This window comes from Pseudomonas sp. 15A4, assembly GCF_016925575.1.
In the GTDB taxonomy this organism is placed as follows: Bacteria; Pseudomonadota; Gammaproteobacteria; order Pseudomonadales; family Pseudomonadaceae; genus Aquipseudomonas.
The window spans coordinates 1,955,223-1,978,475 of sequence record NZ_CP068986.1 but is presented as its reverse complement, the minus strand read 5'-3'; the positions used below and the strand labels follow the sequence as shown (position 1 = coordinate 1,978,475).

Here is a 23,253-nt window from a genome sequence, read left to right as displayed (position 1 = left end):
GGGAATGCCGCTCCCGGCGCTCCGTGCCAGCCAGCCTCTCAGGCCAGTTTCGCACCCACCGGCGTAACCACCCTCGATTTCCTGAACACCAGCACATTCCCGGCCATCACTAGCATGAGCCCCATCAACGCCGGGGCGGTCCATTGGTAGCCTTCGGCAAACGCCGACACATTCAACGCCACCACCGGAAACAGCACCGTGCAATACGCCGCGCGCTCCGGCCCCATGCGGCCGACCAGGGTGAGGTAAGCCGTAAAGCCAATCACCGACCCCGGCACCACCAGATACAGCAACGAGCCGATGTACCGCGCGTTCCACTCAAAACCGAACGGCGTACCGCTCAGCACGCAATACACGCACAGCATCGTTGCGCCATACAGCATGCCGTAGGCGTTGGTGGTCAGCGGACGGAGGCCGGCCTTCTGTTGCAGGCTGGAAAGCATGTTGCCCGCCGAGAAACACAGCGTGCCGAGCAGGGTCAGTGCCAGGCCGATCAAGGTCTCGCGGCTGGCGCTGTGCCCGGCCAACTCCGGCCAGAACAGGCACGCCAGGCCCATCAGCCCCAGCGTCCCGCCCAACACGACGTTGCGCGCGATTTTCTGTTTGAAAAATATCCGGGCGTTGAGGGCGTTCCACAGTGTCGCGGTGGAGAACACTACCGCCACCAGACCGGTCGGGATCCACTGGCTGGCGGTGTAGAAGCACATGAAGTTGACGCAGAACAGGCACAGCCCTTGCGCCAGGCAGATGAGCTGGCCGCGACGATTGACCTTCTGCAATTTCCCGGTCGCCAGCAACAACGCGAAGATGATCAGCGCCGCAAGGCCGAAACGGTAGACGATCGACACGGGAATGGCGACTTCGCCCAGTTGCAGTTTCAAGGCAATCCAGGTCGTGCCCCAGATCAAAACGGTCAGCAGATACAACGTGATGTTCATGTCAGGCTCCCCAGTGAAGCCTCAGTCTGGCGGCGCGCCGATGCGCCCACTTGCAGAAACTTGCGCATTTGATCATCGCCCCGCTGGCAGGTGGCAGCGCTCGGAGTAGGATGCGAGTCGTAGAGGAGCCCCTATGTCGTCACTCGAAACCATCCAGGTTTTTCAATCCCTGAACAGCTCGCCCCACGCGCAGCTGGAAAAGTGCGCGCCCTTGGGCGACGGAGTGATGGCGGCCCTGTGGAACAACCGCCATGACGCGCAGAACTATCACGCGCCGACGCACCACACGCTGTCGTGTTACATCGACGGCGGCACCGGAACCTTCCGCCGCGATCAGCCAGACCGAAAAGGCGCTCCGGACAAGATCTGCACACTGCCCGCCGGCCATCAATCTTCCTGGGTAGTGAACGGTGAAATCCGTCTGGCGCATCTGTATATCAGCCCCGAACAGTTCGCCCTCAATTGCGTCACGCTGCTGGATCGCGAGCCGCGCCAGCTGGCGTTGCAGGAGCACACGTTTCTGGACGATCCGCTGCAGGCCGAGCGCTTTCATCGTCTGATCCGCATGGACTGGTGCGAGCCGGGCGAACGCATGCTCACCAGCAGCCTGGCCTATGAACTGCTCGATCACATGGTCCTGCGCCAGGTAGGACTGCGCGAAGGGTTGCGATTGAAGGGCGGGTTGGCCCCACACTTGCGCCGTCAGTTGGTGGAGTTTATCGAGCAGAATCTTGCCGATCCCTTGAGCCTCGGCCAGTTGGCGGGCATGTGCGCGCTGTCGGAATACCACTTCGCGCGGATGTTCCGCGAAAGCTTCGGCCTCCCGCCCCATCAATACCTGCTCGCCCGGCGCCTCAACCGGGCACGGGAACTGCTGCGCTCACCGCGCAAGCCGTTGGGCGAGATTGCGCTTGAATGCGGCTTTGCCAGCGCCAGCCATTTCAGCAACCGCTTCAAACAGTCAGTCGGCGCAACGGCGGGCGAGTACCGGGCTGCGTTTGAGTCGCGTTAAAACTCCAGCGTCGTCGCCATGACCACCTGCCGCGAATCCCCCAGCGACACGAAATAACGACTTACCGCCGAGCTGTAATAAGTGCGATCAAAGAGGTTTTTCACGTTCAGCTGAAACTTCACTTTTTGCCCATCCAGACGGGTTTCGTAAGTCGCGAAGGCATCGGCGACGGTGTAGCCCGGCAGGTCGAAGTCGTTGTCGGGATTGCCGGCGCGTTGGCCTACGTAATGGGCACCTGCTCCCGCGCGCAGCCGGTCCGCGCCCAGCACGGCGCCAAAGTCGTACACCGCCGAGACCGAGCCGCTGTGCCGGGGTACGTTCTGCAAGCGGTTGCCTTTCAGGGTCGGGTCTTCAACCACCCAGGCGTCGGTGAAGGCATAACCGCCAATCAGGCTCCAGCGTTCTGACAGCTGCCCGCTCACGTCAAGTTCCACCCCCGAGAGCGCACCTGACCCGCCGTGGTATACACCGTGTTCGCCGTCAGCGAGTCGAAATTCGCCACCAGCACATTGCGTTTTCTGATGTCGAACAGCGCCAGTGTCGCACTGATGCCATCGGAAGAATCCCACTTGGCGCCCAGCTCCCACGCTTTCGATTCTTCAGGCAGCGTCGCCGAATCCAGAACGGTGCCGCCCGCCAGCGTAGCGATGCTGGAGTTGGGCTTGAAGGCCTCGGTGTAGCTGCCATACACCGACAGTTCATCGCTGTAGCGGTAAACCAGGCCCGCTCGCGGAATCCACTTCTGCCCGTTCAAATCGGTGTTGCGTGTGAACGGCGAGCCTTTACCAGCCTGCTGATCAAACACTTGGTAACGCGCGCCCGCGACGAAAATCCAGCGATCGCTGAGGTGCACGGAGTCCTGAGCAAACACCGAGTCGCTGCGCAGGATGTCGAGCTGATGGCTGTCCGCCGCACTGACCTGAGTGCCCTCTGCTTCCCGGCCATACACCGGATTCACGTAGCTGAACGTGCTTTGGCTTTTCTGGCGGATCAGTTCACCGCGCGCGACTTTTCGGTATTCGTCGTCGACGCCGATCAGCAGTTCATGCCGCATGCCGGCCAATGACGTATCGCCATTCAGGGTCAGGGTGGTGAAGCGATCAGTGCTGAGGGCGTTGCCGGTCCCGTCGATGGAGCGGGTCAGTGTGCCGGTGGCCGGATCGACGGCGGTCACCCGCACCTGACTGGCGTCGTAGGTCTCACGGTTGTAGCTGTAACCGACGTGGGCTTTCCAGGTGTCATCGAAGCTGTGATCGACCTCGAATCGATACAGATCCGAGCGCCCTTCCATGTTGTTGAAGGGCTCGTCCAGACGGCGGGTCGCGGGGATGTTCAACGGACGGTTGGTGCGCGGGTCGATTGCCGTGCCGCGATCAAACGGCGAGAGAAATTCCCGGTGCTCGTAGGACGCAAGCACTTCGGTGTCATCGCCATACCAGGCAAGGGACGGCGCCACTAACGACTCACGGTGCACGCCGTAATTGCGCCAGTAATCTTCGTCTTCGTGGTCAACGATCAGGCGATACGCCAGCCCGGCCGACGCCCCTTCAGCGCCATCAATGGCGCCGGTGCTATCGAACGTTGCCCCGCTGCCGTTCTTGCCTGAGCCGTAGCTTGAAGCTCGGGCCGTCAGGGCGTTGGCCGACGGCAACTGCGGGCGCTTGCTGACCACATTGATGACCCCGCCCGGGTCCTGAATGCCATACAACAGCGACGCCGGCCCTTTGAGGACTTCGACGCGTTCGGCCGTCGCATTCAGGTTGCGGCCCTGCACCACCGGCATGCCATCGCGCATGATCGAACCGTCGCGATTGTCGCCAAAACCGCGCTTCATCAACGTGTCCTGGGTGCTGCCCAGGGTATTGCCCTGGGTCACGCCGCTCACGTTGGCCAGCGCATCGTCGAGGTTGCGCGGAGCCTGATCGCTCAGCACCTGCGCAGGAACGGTACTCACCGCCTGCGGGCTTTCCAGCGACGGGGTTGTGCTGCGCATCACTGATGCCACGGCGGGCGGCTGATAGCTGTAAACGGCGCTACGAGTGGACGCGATCTGCGTCGCGCCAAGGGTGACCGCGCCCTCGGCTGGCGGGGACTGCAGCGTAAAGGTGTCGTCGGTGGCGCGGCGGAATGTGAGGGCGGACGTACTCAAGAGCAGGCGTAATGCCTGTTCCGCACTGAATGAGCCGATCAACGCAGGAGCATCGACCGCGTAGGGCGCATCCTGGGTGTAAATCACGCCCTGCCCCGTGACCCGACTGAAATCCCTCAGTGCTTGAGGCAGCGGTTTGGCCGGGATCGAAAAGTCGTAGGCCGGCACGGCTGCCTGGGCGCATGCGCTCCAGACCACTACCACCGAAACGCCACACCACCTTTTCACATCAATCAATCCCGTTTGAATACGAAACACCTCAACCGCTCGCGTGCAATCAACGGATCACAATGACCCGCCCGAGGGCTTCGAACTGCTCAAAACCAAGGACGGACTTCAACGCTGCCAGCACGGCCTGCGGGTCGCGGCTGGGGAAGCTGCCGCTGACGGTCTTCGCGGCCAGCTCATCGTTAAGCAACATGATTCGCCCCGGGTAATAGCGGTTAAGGTCGTTAATCACATCGGCGAGGGGCGTACGGGAATAATTGAGCCAGCCCTGACGCCAGGCCAATTGGCTTTCAGTGTCGACGGGCTGCGGATCAGTGACGCGTTCACGGTCATAACGGGCCTGCTGACCTGCCGTCAGGATCAGCTGCGGCGCATCGGCGTCTGCCTTCACGCCAACGCGGCCCGACAGCACGGTGACTTGCGCGCCGGCAGGTTGCAGTCGCACCTCGAACTGTGTGCCCAGCACCCGGGTTTCACCGCGCCCGCCATCGACCACGAACGGCTCGCCGTTGTGGATAACCTGAAAGAATGCGGCGCCACGGCGCAGCTCGACATGCCGTTCTCCGTCGTCGAAATGCACGGCGATGGCGCTGTCGGCGTCCATCATTACCTGCGACCCGTCTGCCAGGATCAACGTTCGGACCTGCCCCGGTGCCGACACATAATCGGCGTTCAAATCCTCTGCCCAGCGCTGAGGATTCCAGCCCGTCGCGACGCTCACCATTAGCAGCAGACACGCCGCCATCGCCAGCGCCGCTCCCCAGCCCGGCAAGCGTTGCGGCGGGGGTGCGTCCATTTTCCGCAGCAAGGCGTCGAGGGCGACGGCGTCTTCGCTGGCCAGTGTGGTGGCAGGCTCTTCACTGAGTTCCCATAGTACTTGAGCCTGAGCGTAGGCCTGGGCATGGGCCGGCTCGGCGTGCAGCCAGCGGCTGAAACGCGCCTGATCGGCGATCGTCGGCTGGTTGTGCAGCACACTGAGCCAGCTCAGGGCCATGGTGTCGGGATCGGCATTTGAATGAGTTTTCGGATCGGGAAAGGCGTTCATCGACGACCCCCTCCGGATTTCCCGACAGGGGGCACAACCCGAGCGACGTCTTGGTTGATGCTCGCCTTGCAGGCCTGCAGGGCCCGCATCATGTGTTTCTCCACGGCACTCTGCGAAAGCCCCATGGCCTTGGCGATTTCGACATATTTGCGTCCGTGGATACGATTGAGCAGGAAGATCTGCCGCGTTTTGTCCGGCAATGCGCGCAACGCCGTTTCGATGTGGCGCAGATCATTGCTCGCCTCCAGCGCCGCCTGGGGTTCGTCAGTGTCGGGCCGATGCGCGTCAGGCAGCATCTCGTCGCTGAGCCGGGCACGGGTGCCTTCATTGCGCAGATGGTCAATGGCGATATTGCCAGCACAGCGCAGCAGATAAGTGTTGAGCTCTTCGACCTGGACCAGCGGGCGCCTCCAGAACCTGAGGAACAGGTCCTGCACCAGATCCGCTGCCGTCGCCCGGCAACCCACTCTTCGGCTGACCAGCGCCTCCATTTGCGGACGCTGGGAGAGAAACACTTCCAGAAACCGTGCGCGTGCAGCCTTCGGAGCCTCGTGGTCGAGGTCCTGGCACGCTGAGTTCAAGGATGGAGGTGGATCGATCATGGTTCAGGCACGGCAGTGGGAATGATGCGAGGCGCGATATTAATGATAAATATTCTCATGCGCAAAAGATGTCCGACGAATCTCGCAACAAATCTGCAGCGGCTGAAACCCGACCGTGAAAAGACGTGGCCCAGCAAAAATGGACTTGCCGGTCGAGTTCCCGCATTCGCGAAATATATTCTCGGTTCCAAGGGGTTGAATTGTTCGTGGATCGGCGCCAACACTGTGAATGAGGGCAGACGAAAAACACCTCGTCCAGACTCTCCCGAGCAAGCCAAAGTAAGGGAAGAACTATGCAAATCCAGGTCAACAGCGATAACCACATCGAAAACAGCGTCCGTCTGGAGGAGTGGGTACGAACCACGGTTGAAACTACGCTCGAACGATACGAAGAGGATCTGACCCGCGTTGAGGTCCACATCAACGACGAAAACGGCGACAAGCCCGGCCCGCATGACATCCGTTGCCAGATGGAAGCCCGGCCAAAAGGACACCAACCCATTTCCGTGACCCACAAGGCCGATTCGATTGATCAGGCAGTGGATGGCGCAGCGGTCAAACTCGACCACGCGCTGGAACATCTTTTCGGAAAACTGCGCGGCAACAAACGCGGTGCGGCTCCGGTGATTGAAAGCGATCTGGATTACGAGCCGGTCAGTGCTGACGCGCTGCTCGAAGAAGAGTTTCTCGAGAAGGATGACGCGTTGCACGGCTGATGCAGCAGCCTTGAAACACTGAACTGCTGAACGAGGGGCGGGCCTGGAAACGGGCCCGCCCCTTTTTTGTGCGGCCATCAAGCGGCGAGCGCACGACTGATCAGCTGCGCTAAACACAGCCGCCAGTTCATTTGCCAACCCGGTGCACACTAACAACGCATGAAGCGCGCAAATGGTGCCGGGTTGTAAACACCCAAGCGATTGGCCAGTACACGATGGACGTCGAAACCGTGACCTTGTTGGCAACTCAGCGCCTCGCGGTCCGCCCATTGGGAGCATTTACACCTTTCGTCCCTTGTGGCCCAAACCCTGCAAGCTTTGTATCGTCGAGCTTACAACTCACCTGCGCGGCGCGAGCTTATTGGCCCCCGCGCAGTGACTCGCTCAATGAGACGACCTTTCAACGGAACAGTTATGGATACCACCGTGACTTCAGCGAGCGCGGCCAGGGCAGGAATCATCAACCGTTGATCGGCTTCGAGAACTAAAGGGATTCACCCCCAGTCAACTTATGCAGATCGTTAACAGGTAACAGGCCATGGATAACCCTTTTCAACTGATCACCGACGCCTTCCATCCCGACTATCGGGTCAACCTGAGTATCCAGGGCCTCGACGGGACCATCATGCTGACGCTGTCGAATGAATCAGGTGTGGTCGCCAAACGCTTGCTCAGTGCTGAGCAACGCAATTCGCCCAAGCGCCTGCGTCGCTTGATCGAAAGTATCCAGTTCGGCATCGCCATCGAACAGGGCCACAGCGCCATCAAAATCCTGGCAGCCATGACCGACGGTGACCTTAAGCAACTTTCCCCGCCGCCTGCCCGATCCAGTTTCCTGAGCCGTTCGCAGTCGGCAGCCGGCATCTGATTTTCGATACGCATGGAGTGAGGTGATATCCATCGCCTCGCCAGCGCAGCCTCTTCGGGGCATCATTCTTGATGCGCCCTGCCACCTGCCGATGATCGCCAACGCCCCTGTAACTCCCGCCGATTCAGCCCCCAGACAGAAAGCACCTGTTACAACAAACCTGTAGCAAGCCGGCTGCCCCGTGTGAACAGAAAAACGGCGAGCAGCAGAGTCTGGACAAGTCTGAGGTGACGATATGTCTCTACGATACATAGCGCTGATTGGCGCGCTGGCGCTCGCGACCGGCTGCGTGGAAGAAAGAGTGGTGCATGAGCGCCGAGTGGTCGACCGACCCGCGCCCCGCGCCGAATACGTCGAAGTCGTCGCCCCGCAAGCGCCGCCCGTGCGCGTCATCGAAGAAGAACCGGCTCCGCGTCCGGGCTACATCTGGTCCCGCGGCTACTGGCGCTGGAACGGCAACCGCTACGTCGCCGAACACGGCCACTGGGAAGCGGTACGGCCGGGCTATCGCTATCAACATCCGTACTGGGAAAGCCGGGGCGATGGCTGGCATTACCATGTCGGGGTGTGGGTGAACTGACCGTTCTTCGCACATGAAAATGCCCCGTTGAGACGGGGCATTTTTTATGGATTTGCGTGTAGACCGGTTGAGAGGATGTGAATCAGCTTACTCCACCTTCTCTTGCACCGACGGATACCTCGACGAGGAATACCTCACGACCAGAATCGAAAACGCCAGTAAGAGCACGCCGCCACACACATAAATAATCCCCAGATCCGGCGCCTTGTGATGGGATACGTCACTGATCAGCAAGCGGATCAACGCGGTCACCCCGATATAGAGCAAGAACCGCAGGGGCATGTGGTTGGTCTTGAAATAAATCCCGACCATGGCGCCCAGCTCGAGGTAAATGAACAACAGCAAAATATCATCCACGGCGATGTATTCCTGCCCGAGCATACCGATGAAGGCTTTTATCGCGGCATAGGCAGTCACCGCGCCGATGCCGAACAGCGCCAGGTAATGAAACGCCTCAACGGCCAGATTGCCCAGGCTGTTGGCGCCGCCATGAAGCTTGGCCCGCATTCGGTCTGCCCATCTCACACCACCCATCCCTCACCTCCCCTGACCAAACCAAAACTGTTCATAACGAGCGCTGCGATTGAGCGCAGCGGTGGATCGGTCGACGCAGGGCTATGGCCACGTTGATGTTCACGATGTACTTCCTTGAGTAACCCGGATCGGATGATGCTACGCGCGCCTGACGATTTGCTCGTGCGCGCATGGCCGTAGGCAAGCATTAATAGGGCCATCGGCTAAGGTTGAGAACGTGACCAGATGTCGCAAGGTGGCTCGCGACAAAAAAGTGAGCGCGCACCCCTACCCAAGCTGCGGCGATTCACCTATGCTGCGCACTGTATAAATACACAGTAAAAAGACGGAGTACGCTGTCTTTGCATCATCTGTCGGCCACAAGCGTTGAGCGCCCGGGCTGATCCCTTACAACTCTGGAAATGACGACGAGGCCAACAATGGCTGTTGAAACCCTTTACCGCAGTACCCGTGATTTGGAGACTACGTTCGTGGACCGCAAACTCGCCGATGCCCATGATCAGATGCTGGAACTGGCCGAACTGCTCACCGACGTGCTGATGAAAAACGTCGATGGCCTCTCCGAAAAACATGCAGAAGACGCCAGCATTTTCATGGCGAAAAACCGTGCCGTCTTCGCGGCCGCTTTCAAGAGCAATGCCCTGGCTCTCAACGAGCTGGCTCCTGCGGCTGAGCAGGCAGAGTGATCAGGCCCGCGACGTCGGCTTCAGCCGGTTGACTGCGGGGTTGTCACGGAGCGATTCAGTCCATGTCCAGCAGCCGCTCGGCCAGCTCATCTGCAACCCGCGCGGGCGAGCGCTTTTCGGCTTGCGCATGGGCGAACACCTCGGTCAGCCGCGTGCCGATCTGAGAAAGATGTGCGGTAATGGTGCCTGGGCTTTGCCCCTGATGATGCAGCGCCACATAAATCAGACCGCCTGAATTGATCACATAATCCGGGGCATAAAGAATGCCACGGGCTTCCAGTTGGTCGGCAATGGCGGCGCAGCTCAGTTGGTTATTGGCGCCACCTGCCACTGCGGCGCACCGTAACTTGGTGACACTGTGGCTGTTGAGCACACCGCCCAGCCCGCACGGCGCAAGAATATCGCAAGGCGTGCTGAGCAACGCTTCGCTGGCGATCGGCTTGGCCCCCAACTGCTCCATGGCGAGTTGCACCTTGCCACTGTCCAGATCTGCAACCAACAACTCGGCGCCCGCTGCATGCAGCTGTTCCGCCAGCGCATAACCCACATGCCCCAGTCCCTGGATGGCCACGCGCAAACCTTCGAGGTTGTCGCTGCCCAGTCTTGCCATGGCCGTGGTGCGAATCCCGGCGTACAAACCCAAGGCGGTATGCGCAGATGGGTCGCCTACCGCCGTGGTGCTGGTGACATGCTGGCTGTATTGGGCAATGCAGTCCATGTCCTCCCTGGAAGTGCCGCTGTCCATGGCCGTGACGTAACGGCCGTCGAGGGTCTGCACGAATCGCCCGAACGCCTCGAACAAGGCGGCACGATCGGGCACGTGGGCCGGACGCATGATCACCGCCGTCCCACCGCCCAGTGACAGCCCGGCGAGTACGGCTTTGTAGCTCATGTTCCTTGCCAGCTGAATGGCATCCTCGATAGCACTCTCTTCGTTTGGATAGGAGAGGTAGCGACAGCCTCCCATCGCCGGGCCTTTGCGGCTGCTGTGGATCGCGATCACCGCCTTCAGGCCGGTGCGCGGCTCAACCATCATGTGCAGTGATTGCACGCGTGAGCTTTGCATGAGAGCGAACATGGGCACTGCTCCCCTTTTTCGTACTGGCGAGTATAGGCGCTGGTTGAAAAAAGAAGGCCGGGCCGGGAGGATCCGGACGACGGACTGCCGTTGGCCGCGCACGATCAATCAACGCTGGACGAAGGCGGCAGCCAGGGCTAAAACAGAGCCATCCGTTAACTCTTCTCAGCCGTCTTATCCTGCCGGAGAAGTCGATGAATCCGCGCCAGCAATGCATTGCCTGTCTAGAACGGACCCCGCCGTCTACCTTCGAAGCCGCTGCGTGGATCGCCACAGAGCACGACGGCCAGGTTGATTTCCAGGCTGTCCGCGACCAGCTAACCGCTCTGGAACGCAGCGTCAGTGCGGCGCTCCCGTCGTTGCCGGCCGCAGAGCTTGCCCAGCCCTTGCTGCGGCAACTGGCGACGTTGGGATTTCAGCAGGACGATGCCGCTCAGCCCAAACCCCAGGCTGCCCTGATCCATAAAGTCCTTGAACGTCGTCGGGGCCAACCGCTGGGGCTGGCGATGGTCGCCATGGAAATTGCCAGACGTCTGGAGATACCACTCGAAGGCGTTAATTTCCCCGGGCATTTTTTGTTGCGCGTGCCCGGTGCCGACCATTCGCTGGACCCTTGCGGCGGGCGCAGACTCTACCCAAAGGACTGTCGTGAATTGTTGCTGCGGCAGTTTGGTGCGCAGATGCAGCTCAAGGCCGAGCACATGCAAACGGCGACGCCTGCGGCGATGCTGCAGCGTTTGTCACGCAACCTGCGTTACCTGCATCAGTTGAATGACGACCTGATCGCGGCGCTCAAGGACGCGACCCGCGTGATGGAGCTGGGCCAGGCCAACACCAGCGATTACCTCGCTCGTGCCAGCCTGTACCAGCATCTGGATTGCCCACAGGCCGAACGTTTCGACCTGGAGCATGCGTTGATGTTGAGTGAGGACCCGGTTCAACGGGTGCGGCTCACTCAACGTCTGGTTCAGCTGCCCGGGGTGGGCGCTTTGCACTGATTATCGAAACCGCGGCACACTGCCAGACGACCGTTTTGCCGTCTTGCCCAGGCGCTTCACTTTCTCGGCCTTGCGGATCTTGCGGATCTGCCTGGCGGTTTTGAAGGCTCCCAGTGCAGCCTTCATGAAGTAGCCCCTCGCGCGGGCACGGTCGCCATCCTGATACGCATGGATTCCGCGGTAGAGATCAACGCTCGCGTGAAGCGCCGTCCAGACCAGCTTCGTCATTGGGTTCAAGCCAGCCAGCTGACCGCCGTATTTTCGGACGAAAGTATAGGTATTGAGCAGCCTTCGCTCGTTGACACTCTCGGTCTGTGTGTCGATGTCCACGATCAAGTGCTGCACCGCGATCCCGTGCAAGCTCTGTAGTGTCACTGGCGCAGAGTGAGAAACTTTATAGGGCTTGCCGTCGACGACGGGCGAGACCTCAAGCTTTTGCATCAACGTTCCGATGATGCGCTGAGCGCCGTAATAGACCTGATCATAGTAATAACGGCTCATCCCGGGGCGGGACACAGAGCGAACAACGTCATCCTCCTGGCGGAACAGATAGCCATCGGGCGCACCCGGTGTGTAGACCAGCGTTCCCAGGCGAGCATTGGCTTTATCCGGCTTGAAAACGTAGATATTGGCAAAGGATTTGTACGCCATTATCAGCAGATGGAGTGTCCCCGGCGCCTGAATATTGTTCCCGACGATACTACTGTCCAGACTTGTGATCATCCGCACGAGCCAGTTGTAATGATCAGCGTCAAGCCGGCCTGCGGCGTACTCAATCAACGCGTCACGGCGCAATTCACAGTGGGTTTTGCGCGCGAACAGGGCGCGAGCCCTGGGCGGCGGGGAATTGGTCAGACCCAACGTGTGCTGGCGCAGTTTTTTGATGTACTCATCGGCATAGTTGGAGCCGCGGATCATCTCGTCAACGAAAGCACCCGTAAGCGCGGAGACATCCTGGCCAATCGACGAATACACGGCAGCATCGGGATCAAAATCGTATTCCTCTTCCGAGTAGCCGACCATGAACAGGTCCGTCAGGCACTTGAGCGTGGTGTAGCGGCCGAAATCCGGTTCACCCTCGCCAGCGTTACCCTCCACATCAAAAAACACAGTGTCCGGGTCGATGCGGCCCGGCACCCCGGACGCCTTCAGATGCCTGTCGATCAAGCGCTCGCACTCACGACGGGCAGCCTGGCGCCAAGGCGTGATGCCAAAAGCATCGTAGGCTTTGTTCAGTGCTGCAATCCGATGGGTCAGCACCACCTGCGCCATCCGGTGTTGCTCGGTGACATGCTGCATCCGCCCACTGGCGACAATCTGATTGCGCGCCAGCATTTGCTCGATCTTGTAATGGCTCAGGCCCGACAGCGCATCGGTGAAAGAGGCGCCGTTGACGGCAACGAACTGGAGGCTGTCCGTAGACCATTGCGAAGGCATCAGCTGAATGCTTTCAATGTACGGAACGACATGCTGGTCTGCCTTGACGACGGTCTGGTCCAGAAGGTACTGCGCACCGCGCGCATTACCCGTCCAGCTGCCGACTTCGAGGGACAGCTTGCGCCAGGTGTCGAAGTCAAACATCTCGCGCCCATTTGGCTGACCCGGTGCATACAGCACATAGAACTCGTCATCGCCGTTGACCTCACGAATGGCGACCACATCTTCCAAACGCCGATTGCCGCCTTTGAGGTACAGACCACCTAACTTTATCGCGGGGCTGCCGGAAAGATTCGACTGCACTTGCTCGATCAAAGCCAGACCGCGATCAGAAAGATGCCCTTGCAGCTTGGCCGCCCAGGCACTCAGCGCGATATTGCTGGCGCGCAATGCGCTCATGGCATCCACTGCGGTTTGGTCGCGGTAGCGACGCTCGACTTCGCTCCCGTAGCGCTGCTTCACATTGAGGTCTCGCACCAGGCGGCACACGAACTCGAAGTTCAGGTGTACATGGGCATAAGTGGCATCGACCTCGATACTCGGGGCGAGGGCCAAATCCGTCTCCGGCATGCCGTCGAGGGCAAAGCCCAATAGAGTGTTTGTGTACACAGTCTTCAGCGGCGCGTCTGCGAACTGCATTTCATCGGGCAGATGGATCGTCACGCTGGACGGGTCAAGCGTGTAACCCAGATGTTTCATCAGATAAGCCGCGATTTCTTTCCGTGCAAAGACTTCGGGCGTCTCGATGCCAACCAGTTGCGCTTGCATTCGCGCTTCGCACAGCGACTGCTCAGCGGCGAGTGTCTCGTAGCGCTGACGGTCTGACGGCGCAGCGAACCGCAGCCATTGTGGCAGGCGCCGCTCATGCACGAATGCCAGCAGATCCATGTAGCGAGCATTCAGAGCCTGCTCCAGGTCGTCCAGACGGCTAACGTCCTCGAACATCTGCAACAGCGCATCCGGGTCGCCACTGCTTAAAGGTGCGTGGGCAAGCAAGTGGTCGAAATCGTGCAGCTGTTTCTCCCGAAGGCTCGCGATGAATCGGGCCGCTGGCTTTTCTTTCATCAGTGAGTAGTCAAGGTCTAAAGCCTCCGCCGAGACGTCGTTGAGCAGCATCTGGTGTTCGAGCGAGAGACAACCCAGAATCAGATCCCGCGAGTCGGTCTGCGCCAGGCGCTGCTTGAACTCGAGTTCCATCGCGTCCAGCGTTGCGAACTTCTCCACCCCGCCAGACGGGCTGAAGAGATAGACGACGGCATCGGGGCCAATTGAATCCAGCGGCATGACATCGACGTCTTCGGCAGTCGCTACGCAGGTGCCGATCAGTGGCAGCACCGAGCCATCCGATGTCCGCAACGACAGTGCATAACGGCCCATGCAGTCGGGAGAGTCGACAATGCTCAGCAGCCGCTCTTCTTCCTGAGGGGTGAGCTCGCGGGTGCCGACGGCCAAACCGATGGCGTGGCCAAGCACCCACGACTGCAAGGTTTCGAAGACTTCCTCGCGTGTGCCGCTGAACGCGTCTTCGCCGGGAATCCGTGTAAAAGTCTGCTCGTCAACTGCCCAGTACTGATCGAGACTGAACGTGAAAAAGCCGGGCAGCCTTTTCAGCAGATCGGGCAACATTTCCCTGACCGCACCGATGTCCAGACCTGCCGGTGCATATGCAGTGTGCGCGGAGTCTCTTCGCGTCGACAACGCTGCTTGTTGATCATCGAGGTGAGTGGTGTCTCCGACAAATGCGCGCAGCAGGACCTCGGTCAGTGAGAGGGGTGCGGGATCGAGCCCGCCTGCATTGTTTGCATGAATGAACAGCGCGTCAGGATTGGGAAATCGCGTAATCCTAACCAGTGCGTCGGCCAGCAGTTGCCTCGCCGCCTGATGCACAGTCGGAGCCTCCCGAAAATGCGCGACCATCAATGCCGAAAGCTCGGCCTCTTTATCGGCGTGATCGAGCAGCGAACCCGCCGTCGGGCCGGTGTGTTTTTTAAACTGATCAGTCATCTTTACAGCTCCATAATGACCGCCCGCGCCACAGAGGCATCCAGCCAAAGTGTGAAATACGTGGGCGGTCCGAAAGAGCTGTCATCTAACCCGCTGAATCGCAGACCGATGGAATAACTATTGATAGCGATGAGCGCGACCAGCCGATCAATGACGCAGGAAAAAGGAGCGATTGTTTGGCACTCGTTGCGCGTTCCTACTGTTGCTGTGGCGGTAACACTGCTTGTCACAACGCGAGCTGTTTCGAGTTCCTCAAACCCTTTACCCTTCGCAGCCTCTGAGCAACCACTGGCCCTTGAACGGCTTGGGGAAGCGCTCAACCCTCGTCACCGACGTTGTGTTTTGAAGCTCCTGGATTCAACGTCTTATTTGGCCGCTGCGATTGCAGCGGTTTTTTGCGTGAACGGGCCGCACGCAAAGAAATGCTTCAGGCGCGGATGTTCACCAGCGAACGTTCGCGTGGCGTGTTTGCATACTCAGCAAGCGCCATCACGACGGAAATGACCGTTTTTAATTCCACCAGGCCACCTTTGGCCACATCATTTTCCCGGTTCATCAGGTCATGAAGCGCGCCCAACTCTTTCTCAAAAAAGGCATAAGCATTCACTTCGCGCTCTGAGTTAATTTCCTTTCCATCAGCGTCGAATTCGATATCGATGCTGGACATCGCATCTACAAGCCCTTCATCGATAAATCCGCGCTCCGCCAACACCGCACCGATCTCCCTCAACTGTTTGTTGTTCGTCCGGGTAGGGTCGAAGCCAGCCAGGTCAAGATTCAACCCTTGTAGTTTTTTGATGTTGGAAAGACTCTCATCTGCCCAGTACTGTCGGACTTTTTGTTTGACCGCCTGCTCCTCGATACCTAGCCCGGAGTTGGCCTCGAAGCGTTTGTAGGGTGCGGCCACATACACGCTCAGCCGCTCTTGCACTTTGCTCAAATTGCCAATCATAAAACCTCCTGAAAATCGGTTGATCCTCAGGAAATGTCGGGCGGCTCGGGGCGGGTTTTAGGCTGAAAAAGTGAAGACGGAATCATTGCCTCATTCAGAGACCGTTCCTACGTCGCGGCAAATAACTTTCCTACAAAAACGGCCAATCCGATCCTCCGGACTGGCCGTTATGTGAGCACAGAGAGGTCAGGCAAATTTCTGCAAATTCGCCATCATTTCCTTGAGCGCTTCGATATTGTCGGCGGGGTGCACAGCGTCGCTGAAGTCACTGATGGTCTGCCACTGCGCCGCGACGTCTTCCGGCGAGAAGCCTTCATGAGGGTTGAAGCCAGCGCCCAGACTGCGCTCCCAGCGGACTTTGCCGATCCAGCCGCCACCCACTTCATACAGGCCGGCGCTGTCCTGGCACTGCTCGCTGCCCAGGTACACCACCAGCGGGCTGACCAACTCGGGCTTGAGCAGATCGAACACACTGGCCGGAATCAGGCCTTCGGTCATGCGAGTGCCACCGGTAGGGGCGATGGCGTTGACCAGGATGTTGTTTTTGCGCCCCTCAACGGCGAGCGTGCGCGTCAAACCGTACAGCCCGAGCTTGGCCATGCCGTAGTTGGCCTGACCGAAGTTGCCGTAAATACCTGAAGTGGACGAGGTGAAGATGATGCGGCCGTAGTTCTGGTCCCGCAGGTGGGGCCAGGCAGCACGGGTGACTTTGTAGGCGCCTTCGACATGCACGCGGTAAACCAGGTCCCAGTCGGCGTCTTCCATTTTGGCGAAGCTTTTGTCGCGGAGGATGCCGGCGTTGTTGACCACGACGTCGACGCGGCCGAAAACATCGAGAGCGTTCTGAACGATCTTGTCGCCATCGGTGACCGAGTCATGATTGGCAACCGCCTCGCCGCCCGCTTCACGGATTTCCGCAACCACTCGATCCGCTGCCGATGCATTGGCGCCTTCGCCGTGGGCCGAACCGCCGAGGTCGTTGACGATCACCCGCGCGCCGTGTCGGGCGAACAACAACGCATGGGCTCTTCCCAACCCGCCGCCCGCACCGGTGACGATCACCACTTTGTCTTCAAAACGCACGGACTCGCTCATGTTGCTCTCCCCGATGATGAAGCCGGCGCTGCAGCCGCTGCCCTGGATTCATCAGGGCGTCAGCAGCAGACGCGGGCGTAATGGTCATCGAGTCTCGCCGACCCGATGCACGGTCACAATCAACACGGGGCACGCTGAATGGTGGTCGATAACGCTGAGGGATGGCTTGGCCATTGCCCGGCCAGCACCTGAAGCATTGATGGCTGGCCCTTGCGCCTGGCTGCCCATGAGCAACAGGCTCGCCGTTCAGGCGTTCAGCTGTCCGATGAACTCCGCCAGCCACGGCTCGGCATCGCTTTCCGGGGTCACGGTTTCGCTGGCGTCCAGACGCAGCATCTCCTGCACCTCGCGAATCCCCAGCTCGGCAAAGAGCTGACGCATCAACTCGCCGCCCGCGCAAAACGTATCGCCGTAACTCGCGTCGCCCAATGCAATGACGCCACCCGGCAATCCGCGCCAGGCAGCGGGCAGGACGTCGCGGATCTGGTGATAGAGCGGCTGAATGTTGTCCGGCAGCTCGCCCATCCCAGTGGTCGAACTCACTGCCAGCAGGGCTTCTGGCGCGAAGCTTTGCAAATCGGCAAGGGTGGCGCGTGGATTGAAAAATACTTCGTGCCCTGCATCCTTAATAAGCTGTTGGGCGTGGCGGGCAACCTCTTCTGCCGAGCCATACACCGAGCCCGCAATAATCGCGACTTTCATGGGTTCATCCTGTGACGGGTAAAATCGTGCGGCATTATGCCTCAGCGCGGCGCGATGTCTTGGACTCCTGACCTTGCGCTGCCAAACGTGAAGCGGATCGACGAGCACGGCGTTGACGCCAAATAAGGTTCAACGATGCTCGAAAATTCCTGTCTCAATTGAGTACCTCTACTACTTTCCGATTGGCAGTCGAACCCGTCCGGACGCCGCGACAATCCGGCCGGCGCAAAAGGCGTCGAGTTAAACGCCGAACGGGCGCAACCTCGGCTGGAGAATGAAATCCTGAAGGGGTAACATCTTGCAACTGACGAACGGCCGCAACCTACCTGCGAACGATCTGTCTGCTCTTTCAATAACCGGTTAATCGAGCCTGGCCATGCAGCGCGACAACATCCTCACGCCTGATGAACTGGAGTTCATTCAGAAGATGCAGCACAACCCCACGCTGAATCTGGGCGACAAGTCCAGCAGCCTGGTGGTGAACGGCGGCGTGCAGATTCAGGATCTGCTGACCCGTCTGGCTGCCCATGAGCAAGTCACGATTCAGGCCCAGTTCGATAATCAGCAAATGACTTTCCCGCTGCATCTGGTGGAAGACGAATTTCATGCGCTGCATCTGGAGCTGGGTGCGCCGAGCATCTTCGAAGAAGGCCCGCGCATTCGTCCATGGCGCTTGATACTGCCTGAGCCGATGCCGCTGCAAACTGAAAAAGGTTCGCCTACCGCGCTGTGGGTGCATGAAGTGTCCTTCAAAGGCATCCTCCTGGAAATACGCAAGCAGACCAAGCCGCCGAAGTCATTTGCCGCCTGGTTCTGTCCGGAGGGCCATGCGCCGATTTCGTTGCGCGGGACCTTCGAACGTCTGACTCAGCATGGTCTGGCAGCGTATCGGTTGAGCCAGAACAGTAAAGAAGACACTGAACGTCTGCGTCAGTACATTCTTCAGGAACACCGCAAGATTCATCCTTCGATGCACCTCTAGGATTGCCTGATCAGGCGATCCTCTACGGCACCCTCCTCATCCGATAAACACCTCTGGCTTTATCGCAGGATTCAGGAATAATCCTTGCTTGCTTTTTCCAGTGAAGCTGACGCATCGCCACCACCCCGGCGCCGCGTCATGTGATTTCCCTACCCGGGAAGCTCACTTGTTTATCGGAGATACACAATGTCTACCTCACCCGTCACGCTGATGGTTGCCCGTCGCGTCGCCCATGGCCGCTATCAGGAACTGATTGCCTGGCTGCATGAAGGCGAACAGCTCGCTACCGACTTCCCCGGCTATCTAGGGTCCGGCGTGCTTGCTCCGCCGCCTGGGGATGACGAATTCCAGATTATTTTCCGCTTTGCCGATGAAGCTACCATGCACGCCTGGGAGCATTCCGCCTCCCGACGCTCCTGGCTGGTGCGCGGCAGCGGCCTGTTTGCCAAGAATTCCGTGCACCGCGTGAGCGGTATCGACGGCTGGTTTGGCGCCGTCGGTCAGCGCCCGCCGCGCTGGAAGCAAGCCGTTGCCATCTGGCTGGCGTTCTTCCCGGTGTCACTGCTCTTCAATTTCGTGCTGGGACCGCTGCTCAGTCAGCTGGATTTGTTCCCGCGCATCATGATCAGCACGTTGATCCTCACACCGCTGATGGTGTTCTGGTTTATTCCGCTGTCGACCCATCTTCTGGCGGGGTGGCTGCACAGCAGCACGCCTGCACAGGTCAGCGGAACGGAGCCGGCGTCTACCCGCTAGCGCTCATCCACAAGCGCTTTCCCGATCCGGGCGCCGTCGAACCGCGTTGCAGCGCCCGACGTGGCGCCAATTCAAAAACATGTACAGCCCTGCCGGTGTTGTACAAGAACCGACCGTTGGGGTAACTTTGCCCCACGGTCGTTTTCGATGGTGCACGCGAGCCTTTACTGTTCGCCATTCAGCACCGACTCGCCCGACCTCTCTCCCCGTTGATGAATGCGTGACGACCATGGCCTGCTCCCCTGCCCCTGTCTTGATCACTGGTGCCAGCCAGCGCGTTGGCCTGTATTGCGCCGAGCGTCTATTGGCGGAAGGCCAGCCGGTGATCATCACCTACCGCAGCGAGCGGCCGGGCGTGCAGCGTCTAAAGGCGCTGGGCGCGGTGGTGCTTCAAGCTGATTTTTCGTCAGAGACGAGCGTTCTGGATTTCATCGCCCGACTCAAGGAGCAGACTGGCAGCCTGAGGGCCATCGTGCACAACGCGTCCGACTGGCTGGCCGAAACGCCGGGGAGGAGTCGGATGTGTTCATGCAGATGTTCAATGTCCACATGCTGGCGCCCTACCTCATCAATCTGCATTGCGCCGAGCTGTTGCGGCGCTCGGAGACGGCCGACATTATTCACATCAGCGACGACGTCACGCGCAAGGGCAGCAGCAAGCACATCGCTTACAGCGCCAGCAAGGCAGGCCTGGAAAACCTGACCCTGTCCTTCGCCGCCAGATTTGCACCCCACATCAAGGTCAACGGCATTGCCCCGGCCATGCTGATGTTTCAACCCGATGACGACGCGGCATACCGCGCACGCACGCTGGAAAAGTCGGCACTGGGCATCGAACCCGGCGCCGAGGTGATCTACCAGAGCCTGCGCTATCTGATGGATACCTCCTACATCACCGGCACCACTCTGACCGTAAACGGCGGACGGCACGTCAAGTAAGCCGCCCCGAGGAAACATTGATGACCCTGTCACTGCCACAGCATTACCGTGAGATCCTTGTCGGCCTGGGTGAAGATCCTGAACGCGAAGGCCTGCTGGATACGCCCAAGCGCGCCGCCAAGGCGATGCAATACCTGTGTCATGGCTACGAGCAGACGCTGGAAGAGATCGTCAACGGCGCGCTGTTTGCGTCCGAAAGCGACGAGATGGTGATCGTCAAGGACATCGAACTTTATTCGCTGTGCGAGCATCACCTGCTGCCCTTCATCGGCAAGGCTCATGTGGCCTACATTCCAACCGGAAAAGTTCTGGGCCTGTCGAAGATCGCACGCATCGTCGACATGTACGCGCGGCGCCTGCAGATTCAGGAAAACCTGACGCGGCAGATCGCCGACGCGATTCAGGACGTGACCAAGGCCGCAGGCGTGGCCGTGGTCATTGAGGCTCAACACATGTGCATGATGATGCGCGGCGTTGAAAAGCAGAACTCCACCATGAACACCTCAGTGATGCTCGGCGCCTTCCGCGAGTCGACCACGACCCGCATGGAATTTCTGCAATTGATCGGACGGAGCAAGTAGTCCATGGCAAGACTCGAACCCGGCACCGCGCGCATCAGGGTCAAAGACCTGTGCCTGCGGACGTTTATCGGCATCAACGAAGCCGAAATCCTCAACAAGCAGGACGTGCTGATCAACCTGACGATCCTGTATGCGGCGCAGGAAGCGGTGCGTGACAACGACATCGATCACGCGTTGAACTACCGGACCATCACCAAGGCCATCATCCAGCACGTCGAAAGCAACCGCTTTGCCCTGCTTGAGCGCCTGACCCAGGAAGTGCTCGACCTGGTAATGACCCATGACGAGGTGCAATACGCCGAAGTCGAAGTGGACAAGCCCCACGCACTGCGTTTCGCCGAATCGGTATCGATCACCTTGGCGGCAGCGCGCTGATTCCTGCGCTCGCCTTTGCGGGCGCGCGCTTGCCCGGCCTGACTGCCACTCTTATCATCCGCCCATCTTTTACTTCCGACAGAGCACACCATGACCGAGCAACAACGTCTTGAACTTGAAGCCGCCGCTTTCCGCCGTCTGGTTGCGCATCTGGACAGCCGCAAGGACGTGCAGAACATCGACCTGATGAACCTTGCCGGTTTCTGTCGCAACTGTCTGTCCAAGTGGTACAAGGCCGAGGCCGACGAGAAGCACATCGACATCACGCTCGATGACGCCCGCGAAGTGGTTTACGGCATGCCGTACAGCGAGTGGAAATCCACGTACCAGAAAGAAGCCAGCGCCGAGCAGCAAGCCGCGTTCGTCAAGGAACCGAAGCATGACTGACCTGAGCGCCCTGCGCGCCAGCCTCGCCAGCGGCGATCATCTGTTCGCCGACACGCTGACGTTCATCGCCGCGCATTACGACTATCAGCCTCAGGCGTTCAGCAACGGCCCGGTGGAAAACGCCGCTGGCCAGAACGAAGGCTCCTGCAAGACCCTCGGCCTGGCGCTGCTGGAAGGCCTGAGCGATGAAGAAGCGCTGCTGGCTTTTGGCGAGCACTACCGGTCTGTGCTCGATACACCGGACGGCTCGGACCACGGCAATATTCGGGCACTGATCGCGAACGGTTTGGCCGGCGTTAAGTTCTCGGCCGAGCCGCTCAAGCCCAAGGCCTGACCGCAGGTTTTTCGGCGAAAAGGCGCGTTTGCCAGACATAAAAAAACCGGCTCAATGAGCCGGTTTTTTTGCAGCTGATGGTCAGGTCAGAACGAAACGTTCGCCAGGCCGTCCAGGTAGCGCTCGACGTCCAGTGCAGCCATGCAGCCTGCGCCAGCCGAAGTGATGGCCTGACGGTAGACGTGATCCGCCACGTCGCCGGCAGCGAAAACACCGTCAACGCTGGTGGCCGTCGCATTACCTTCGCGACCGCCTTGAACGACCATGTAGCCGTCTTTCAACGCCAGCTGACCGTCAAACAGGCTGGTATTCGGCGTGTGGCCAATGGCGATGAACACGCCGTCGACGGTCACTTCGGAATAGCTGCCGTCGTTGTTCTTCAAGCGAGCACCGGTCACGCCCATGTTGTCACCCAGCACTTCGTCCAGCGTAGCGTTGAGCTTGAGCTCGATCTTGCCTTCGGCGACACGTGCATGCAGCTTGTCGATGAGGATCTTCTCGGCGCGGAAGGTATCGCGACGGTGAACCAGGGTGACCTTGCTGGCGATGTTGGCCAGATACAGGGCTTCCTCGACAGCAGTATTGCCGCCGCCGACCACGGCGACCGGCTTGTTGCGATAGAAGAAACCGTCGCAGGTCGCGCAGGCCGACACGCCCTTGCCCATGAACGCTTCTTCGGACGGCAGACCCAGATAACGGGCGCTGGCGCCGGTGGCGATGATCAGCGCGTCGCAGGTGTAAGTCGCGTTGTCGCCTTTCAGGCTGAACGGCTTACCGGCCAGATCGACCGCATTGATGTGATCGAACACGATCTCGGTCTCGAAACGCTCGGCGTGTTCACGCATACGCTCCATCAATGCCGGGCCGGTCAGGCCATGGGGGTCGCCCGGCCAGTTGTCGACTTCGGTAGTGGTGGTCAGCTGACCACCCGCCTGCATCCCGGTGATCAGCAACGGCTTGAGGTTGGCGCGCGCGGCATAGACTGCAGCGCTGTAACCGGCAGGGCCGGAGCCGAGGATAATCACTCGCGAATGACGTACATCAGACATGACACACTCCTATTGACCGGCCATCGTTACGCGTGGTCGGAGTCACTGGGTCTGAACCGGCGTACCGGTTGAGAGGGTTGGGACTGACGGGGGCCTGTGGCTACACGGGCCGCACGACAATCCTGAAAACGAGAAGCTGCCACTCGGGGCACAGCAACGGTGAAAGTTGGCCGCAAGCTTATCGGGGCGGAGAAGATTAAGGAAATATCGTTTCACAATCCAGCTC

The 23,253-nt window shown here is 59.7% G+C and carries 22 protein-coding genes and 2 pseudogenes; 13 read left to right on the top strand and 11 right to left on the bottom strand.

The genetic code is table 11. From position 1 onward, the window contains the following. Positions 1 to 38 precede the first annotated feature (38 nt). A complete protein-coding gene (locus tag JN403_RS08905; protein WP_122535309.1) occupies positions 39 to 938 on the bottom strand; it encodes a DMT family transporter in 900 nt (299 codons plus the stop codon). A 133-nt stretch (positions 939 to 1,071) separates the two neighbouring features. Here JN403_RS08905 and JN403_RS08900 point away from each other — a divergent pair, with 133 nt between their 5' ends. Next, positions 1,072 to 1,950: an AraC family transcriptional regulator gene (locus JN403_RS08900; RefSeq protein ID WP_205486762.1), complete on the top strand. Its 879-nt coding sequence runs from the start codon at positions 1,072 to 1,074 to the stop codon at positions 1,948 to 1,950. Here the strand turns inward: JN403_RS08900 and JN403_RS08895 are convergent. From JN403_RS08895 to JN403_RS08885, 3 genes and pseudogenes are all read right to left on the bottom strand, one after another. Next, a pseudogene (locus JN403_RS08895) lies at positions 1,947 to 4,303 on the bottom strand (TonB-dependent receptor). The gene JN403_RS08900 and the pseudogene JN403_RS08895 sit on opposite strands and share 4 nt — an antisense overlap. Positions 4,304 to 4,376: 73 nt before the next feature. Beyond that, positions 4,377 to 5,372, bottom strand: a complete 996-nt coding sequence (locus JN403_RS08890) for a FecR domain-containing protein (RefSeq protein WP_240356870.1) — start codon at positions 5,370 to 5,372, stop codon at positions 4,377 to 4,379. Further along, a complete protein-coding gene (locus tag JN403_RS08885; RefSeq protein WP_205486761.1) occupies positions 5,369 to 5,974 on the bottom strand; it encodes an RNA polymerase sigma factor in 606 nt (201 codons plus the stop codon). Before JN403_RS08885 ends, JN403_RS08890 begins: the two co-directional genes overlap by 4 nt. Before the next feature lie 293 nt (positions 5,975 to 6,267). Here JN403_RS08885 and JN403_RS08880 point away from each other — a divergent pair, with 293 nt between their 5' ends. The 3 genes from JN403_RS08880 to JN403_RS08870 all read left to right on the top strand — a co-directional run bounded on the left by JN403_RS08880 (position 6,268) and on the right by JN403_RS08870 (position 8,138). Continuing rightward, positions 6,268 to 6,690, top strand: coding sequence for an HPF/RaiA family ribosome-associated protein (locus tag JN403_RS08880; protein WP_205486760.1), 423 nt, complete (start codon positions 6,268 to 6,270; stop codon positions 6,688 to 6,690). Between the two features lie 538 nt (positions 6,691 to 7,228). Further along, positions 7,229 to 7,558, top strand: a complete 330-nt coding sequence (locus JN403_RS08875) for a DUF3509 domain-containing protein (RefSeq protein WP_205486759.1) — start codon at positions 7,229 to 7,231, stop codon at positions 7,556 to 7,558. A 235-nt stretch (positions 7,559 to 7,793) separates the two neighbouring features. Beyond that, on the top strand, positions 7,794 to 8,138 hold the full coding sequence (locus JN403_RS08870; RefSeq protein ID WP_122535300.1) for a YXWGXW repeat-containing protein: 345 nt from the start codon (positions 7,794 to 7,796) through the stop codon (positions 8,136 to 8,138). An 87-nt stretch (positions 8,139 to 8,225) separates the two neighbouring features. On the opposite strand, the gene JN403_RS08865 is transcribed toward JN403_RS08870, so the two are convergent. Further along, positions 8,226 to 8,672 carry a phosphate-starvation-inducible PsiE family protein gene (locus tag JN403_RS08865; protein WP_122535298.1) on the bottom strand — a complete coding sequence of 149 codons (447 nt, stop codon included), beginning with the start codon at positions 8,670 to 8,672 and terminating at the stop codon, positions 8,226 to 8,228. Positions 8,673 to 9,091: 419 nt separating this feature from the next. On the opposite strand from JN403_RS08865, the gene JN403_RS08860 reads away from it, so the two are divergent. Beyond that, a complete protein-coding gene (locus tag JN403_RS08860; protein WP_122535297.1) occupies positions 9,092 to 9,358 on the top strand; it encodes a YebG family protein in 267 nt (88 codons plus the stop codon). A 55-nt stretch (positions 9,359 to 9,413) separates the two neighbouring features. Here JN403_RS08860 and JN403_RS08855 read toward each other — a convergent pair whose 3' ends face one another. Beyond that, positions 9,414 to 10,436, bottom strand: coding sequence for a Glu/Leu/Phe/Val dehydrogenase (locus JN403_RS08855; RefSeq protein WP_205486758.1), 1,023 nt, complete (start codon positions 10,434 to 10,436; stop codon positions 9,414 to 9,416). 194 nt (positions 10,437 to 10,630) lie between these two features. Here JN403_RS08855 and JN403_RS08850 point away from each other — a divergent pair, with 194 nt between their 5' ends. Next, a complete protein-coding gene (locus JN403_RS08850; RefSeq protein WP_205486757.1) occupies positions 10,631 to 11,434 on the top strand; it encodes a transglutaminase family protein in 804 nt (267 codons plus the stop codon). On the opposite strand, the gene JN403_RS08845 is transcribed toward JN403_RS08850, so the two are convergent. The 4 genes from JN403_RS08845 to JN403_RS08830 all read right to left on the bottom strand — a co-directional run bounded on the left by JN403_RS08845 (position 11,435) and on the right by JN403_RS08830 (position 17,624). Continuing rightward, entirely contained in the window at positions 11,435 to 14,875 is a 3,441-nt protein-coding gene (locus JN403_RS08845) for a DUF6543 domain-containing protein (protein WP_205486756.1), read from the bottom strand. 427 nt (positions 14,876 to 15,302) lie between these two features. Beyond that, entirely contained in the window at positions 15,303 to 15,827 is a 525-nt protein-coding gene (locus tag JN403_RS08840; protein ID WP_205486755.1) for a hypothetical protein, read from the bottom strand. Between the two features lie 186 nt (positions 15,828 to 16,013). After that, the gene (locus JN403_RS08835; RefSeq protein WP_205486754.1) at positions 16,014 to 16,922 is read right to left on the bottom strand and encodes an SDR family oxidoreductase; all 909 of its coding nucleotides are present in this window, start codon (positions 16,920 to 16,922) and stop codon (positions 16,014 to 16,016) included. Positions 16,923 to 17,168: 246 nt separating this feature from the next. Next, complete coding sequence (locus JN403_RS08830) at positions 17,169 to 17,624, bottom strand: flavodoxin (protein ID WP_205486753.1); 456 nt, start codon at positions 17,622 to 17,624, stop codon at positions 17,169 to 17,171. 376 nt (positions 17,625 to 18,000) lie between these two features. On the opposite strand from JN403_RS08830, the gene JN403_RS08825 reads away from it, so the two are divergent. The 7 genes and pseudogenes from JN403_RS08825 (at position 18,001) to JN403_RS08795 (ending at position 21,978) form a co-directional block, all read left to right on the top strand. Continuing rightward, on the top strand, positions 18,001 to 18,606 hold the full coding sequence (locus tag JN403_RS08825; protein WP_122535285.1) for a hypothetical protein: 606 nt from the start codon (positions 18,001 to 18,003) through the stop codon (positions 18,604 to 18,606). Between the two features lie 186 nt (positions 18,607 to 18,792). Further along, a complete protein-coding gene (locus tag JN403_RS08820) occupies positions 18,793 to 19,362 on the top strand; it encodes an antibiotic biosynthesis monooxygenase (RefSeq protein WP_122535283.1) in 570 nt (189 codons plus the stop codon). A gap of 229 nt (positions 19,363 to 19,591) precedes the next feature. Beyond that, positions 19,592 to 20,301: pseudogene (folM, locus tag JN403_RS08815) on the top strand (dihydromonapterin reductase). Between the two features lie 20 nt (positions 20,302 to 20,321). Further along, positions 20,322 to 20,882: a GTP cyclohydrolase I FolE gene (gene folE, locus JN403_RS08810; RefSeq protein ID WP_205486752.1), complete on the top strand. Its 561-nt coding sequence runs from the start codon at positions 20,322 to 20,324 to the stop codon at positions 20,880 to 20,882. A gap of 3 nt (positions 20,883 to 20,885) precedes the next feature. Then, positions 20,886 to 21,257: a dihydroneopterin triphosphate 2'-epimerase gene (gene folX, locus JN403_RS08805; protein ID WP_172609675.1), complete on the top strand. Its 372-nt coding sequence runs from the start codon at positions 20,886 to 20,888 to the stop codon at positions 21,255 to 21,257. A gap of 90 nt (positions 21,258 to 21,347) precedes the next feature. Next, on the top strand, positions 21,348 to 21,644 hold the full coding sequence (locus JN403_RS08800) for a DUF1244 domain-containing protein (protein ID WP_172609676.1): 297 nt from the start codon (positions 21,348 to 21,350) through the stop codon (positions 21,642 to 21,644). Beyond that, entirely contained in the window at positions 21,637 to 21,978 is a 342-nt protein-coding gene (locus JN403_RS08795; protein WP_205486751.1) for a HopJ type III effector protein, read from the top strand. The genes JN403_RS08800 and JN403_RS08795 overlap by 8 nt, the downstream gene beginning before the upstream one ends. An 86-nt stretch (positions 21,979 to 22,064) precedes the next feature. Here JN403_RS08795 and trxB read toward each other — a convergent pair whose 3' ends face one another. Then, positions 22,065 to 23,027 carry a thioredoxin-disulfide reductase gene (gene trxB, locus JN403_RS08790; RefSeq protein WP_122535273.1) on the bottom strand — a complete coding sequence of 321 codons (963 nt, stop codon included), beginning with the start codon at positions 23,025 to 23,027 and terminating at the stop codon, positions 22,065 to 22,067. Between the last annotated feature and the right edge of the window lie 226 nt (positions 23,028 to 23,253).

Coding starts and splice junctions, on each gene's coding strand:
- JN403_RS08890 (WP_240356870.1), bottom strand. CDS start 5,372: ATGAACGCCTTTCCCGATCCGAAAACTCATTCAAATGCCGATCCCGAC.
- folE (WP_205486752.1), top strand. CDS start 20,322: ATGACCCTGTCACTGCCACAGCATTACCGTGAGATCCTTGTCGGCCTG.
- JN403_RS08820 (WP_122535283.1), top strand. CDS start 18,793: ATGTCTACCTCACCCGTCACGCTGATGGTTGCCCGTCGCGTCGCCCAT.
- JN403_RS08870 (WP_122535300.1), top strand. CDS start 7,794: ATGTCTCTACGATACATAGCGCTGATTGGCGCGCTGGCGCTCGCGACC.
- JN403_RS08835 (WP_205486754.1), bottom strand. CDS start 16,922: ATGAGCGAGTCCGTGCGTTTTGAAGACAAAGTGGTGATCGTCACCGGT.
- JN403_RS08880 (WP_205486760.1), top strand. CDS start 6,268: ATGCAAATCCAGGTCAACAGCGATAACCACATCGAAAACAGCGTCCGT.
- JN403_RS08865 (WP_122535298.1), bottom strand. CDS start 8,672: ATGGGTGGTGTGAGATGGGCAGACCGAATGCGGGCCAAGCTTCATGGC.
- JN403_RS08855 (WP_205486758.1), bottom strand. CDS start 10,436: ATGTTCGCTCTCATGCAAAGCTCACGCGTGCAATCACTGCACATGATG.
- JN403_RS08860 (WP_122535297.1), top strand. CDS start 9,092: ATGGCTGTTGAAACCCTTTACCGCAGTACCCGTGATTTGGAGACTACG.
- JN403_RS08885 (WP_205486761.1), bottom strand. CDS start 5,974: ATGATCGATCCACCTCCATCCTTGAACTCAGCGTGCCAGGACCTCGAC.
- folX (WP_172609675.1), top strand. CDS start 20,886: ATGGCAAGACTCGAACCCGGCACCGCGCGCATCAGGGTCAAAGACCTG.
- JN403_RS08845 (WP_205486756.1), bottom strand. CDS start 14,875: ATGACTGATCAGTTTAAAAAACACACCGGCCCGACGGCGGGTTCGCTG.
- JN403_RS08800 (WP_172609676.1), top strand. CDS start 21,348: ATGACCGAGCAACAACGTCTTGAACTTGAAGCCGCCGCTTTCCGCCGT.
- JN403_RS08905 (WP_122535309.1), bottom strand. CDS start 938: ATGAACATCACGTTGTATCTGCTGACCGTTTTGATCTGGGGCACGACC.
- JN403_RS08900 (WP_205486762.1), top strand. CDS start 1,072: ATGTCGTCACTCGAAACCATCCAGGTTTTTCAATCCCTGAACAGCTCG.
- JN403_RS08795 (WP_205486751.1), top strand. CDS start 21,637: ATGACTGACCTGAGCGCCCTGCGCGCCAGCCTCGCCAGCGGCGATCAT.
- JN403_RS08840 (WP_205486755.1), bottom strand. CDS start 15,827: ATGATTGGCAATTTGAGCAAAGTGCAAGAGCGGCTGAGCGTGTATGTG.
- trxB (WP_122535273.1), bottom strand. CDS start 23,027: ATGTCTGATGTACGTCATTCGCGAGTGATTATCCTCGGCTCCGGCCCT.
- JN403_RS08830 (WP_205486753.1), bottom strand. CDS start 17,624: ATGAAAGTCGCGATTATTGCGGGCTCGGTGTATGGCTCGGCAGAAGAG.
- JN403_RS08875 (WP_205486759.1), top strand. CDS start 7,229: ATGGATAACCCTTTTCAACTGATCACCGACGCCTTCCATCCCGACTAT.
- JN403_RS08850 (WP_205486757.1), top strand. CDS start 10,631: ATGAATCCGCGCCAGCAATGCATTGCCTGTCTAGAACGGACCCCGCCG.
- JN403_RS08825 (WP_122535285.1), top strand. CDS start 18,001: ATGCAGCGCGACAACATCCTCACGCCTGATGAACTGGAGTTCATTCAG.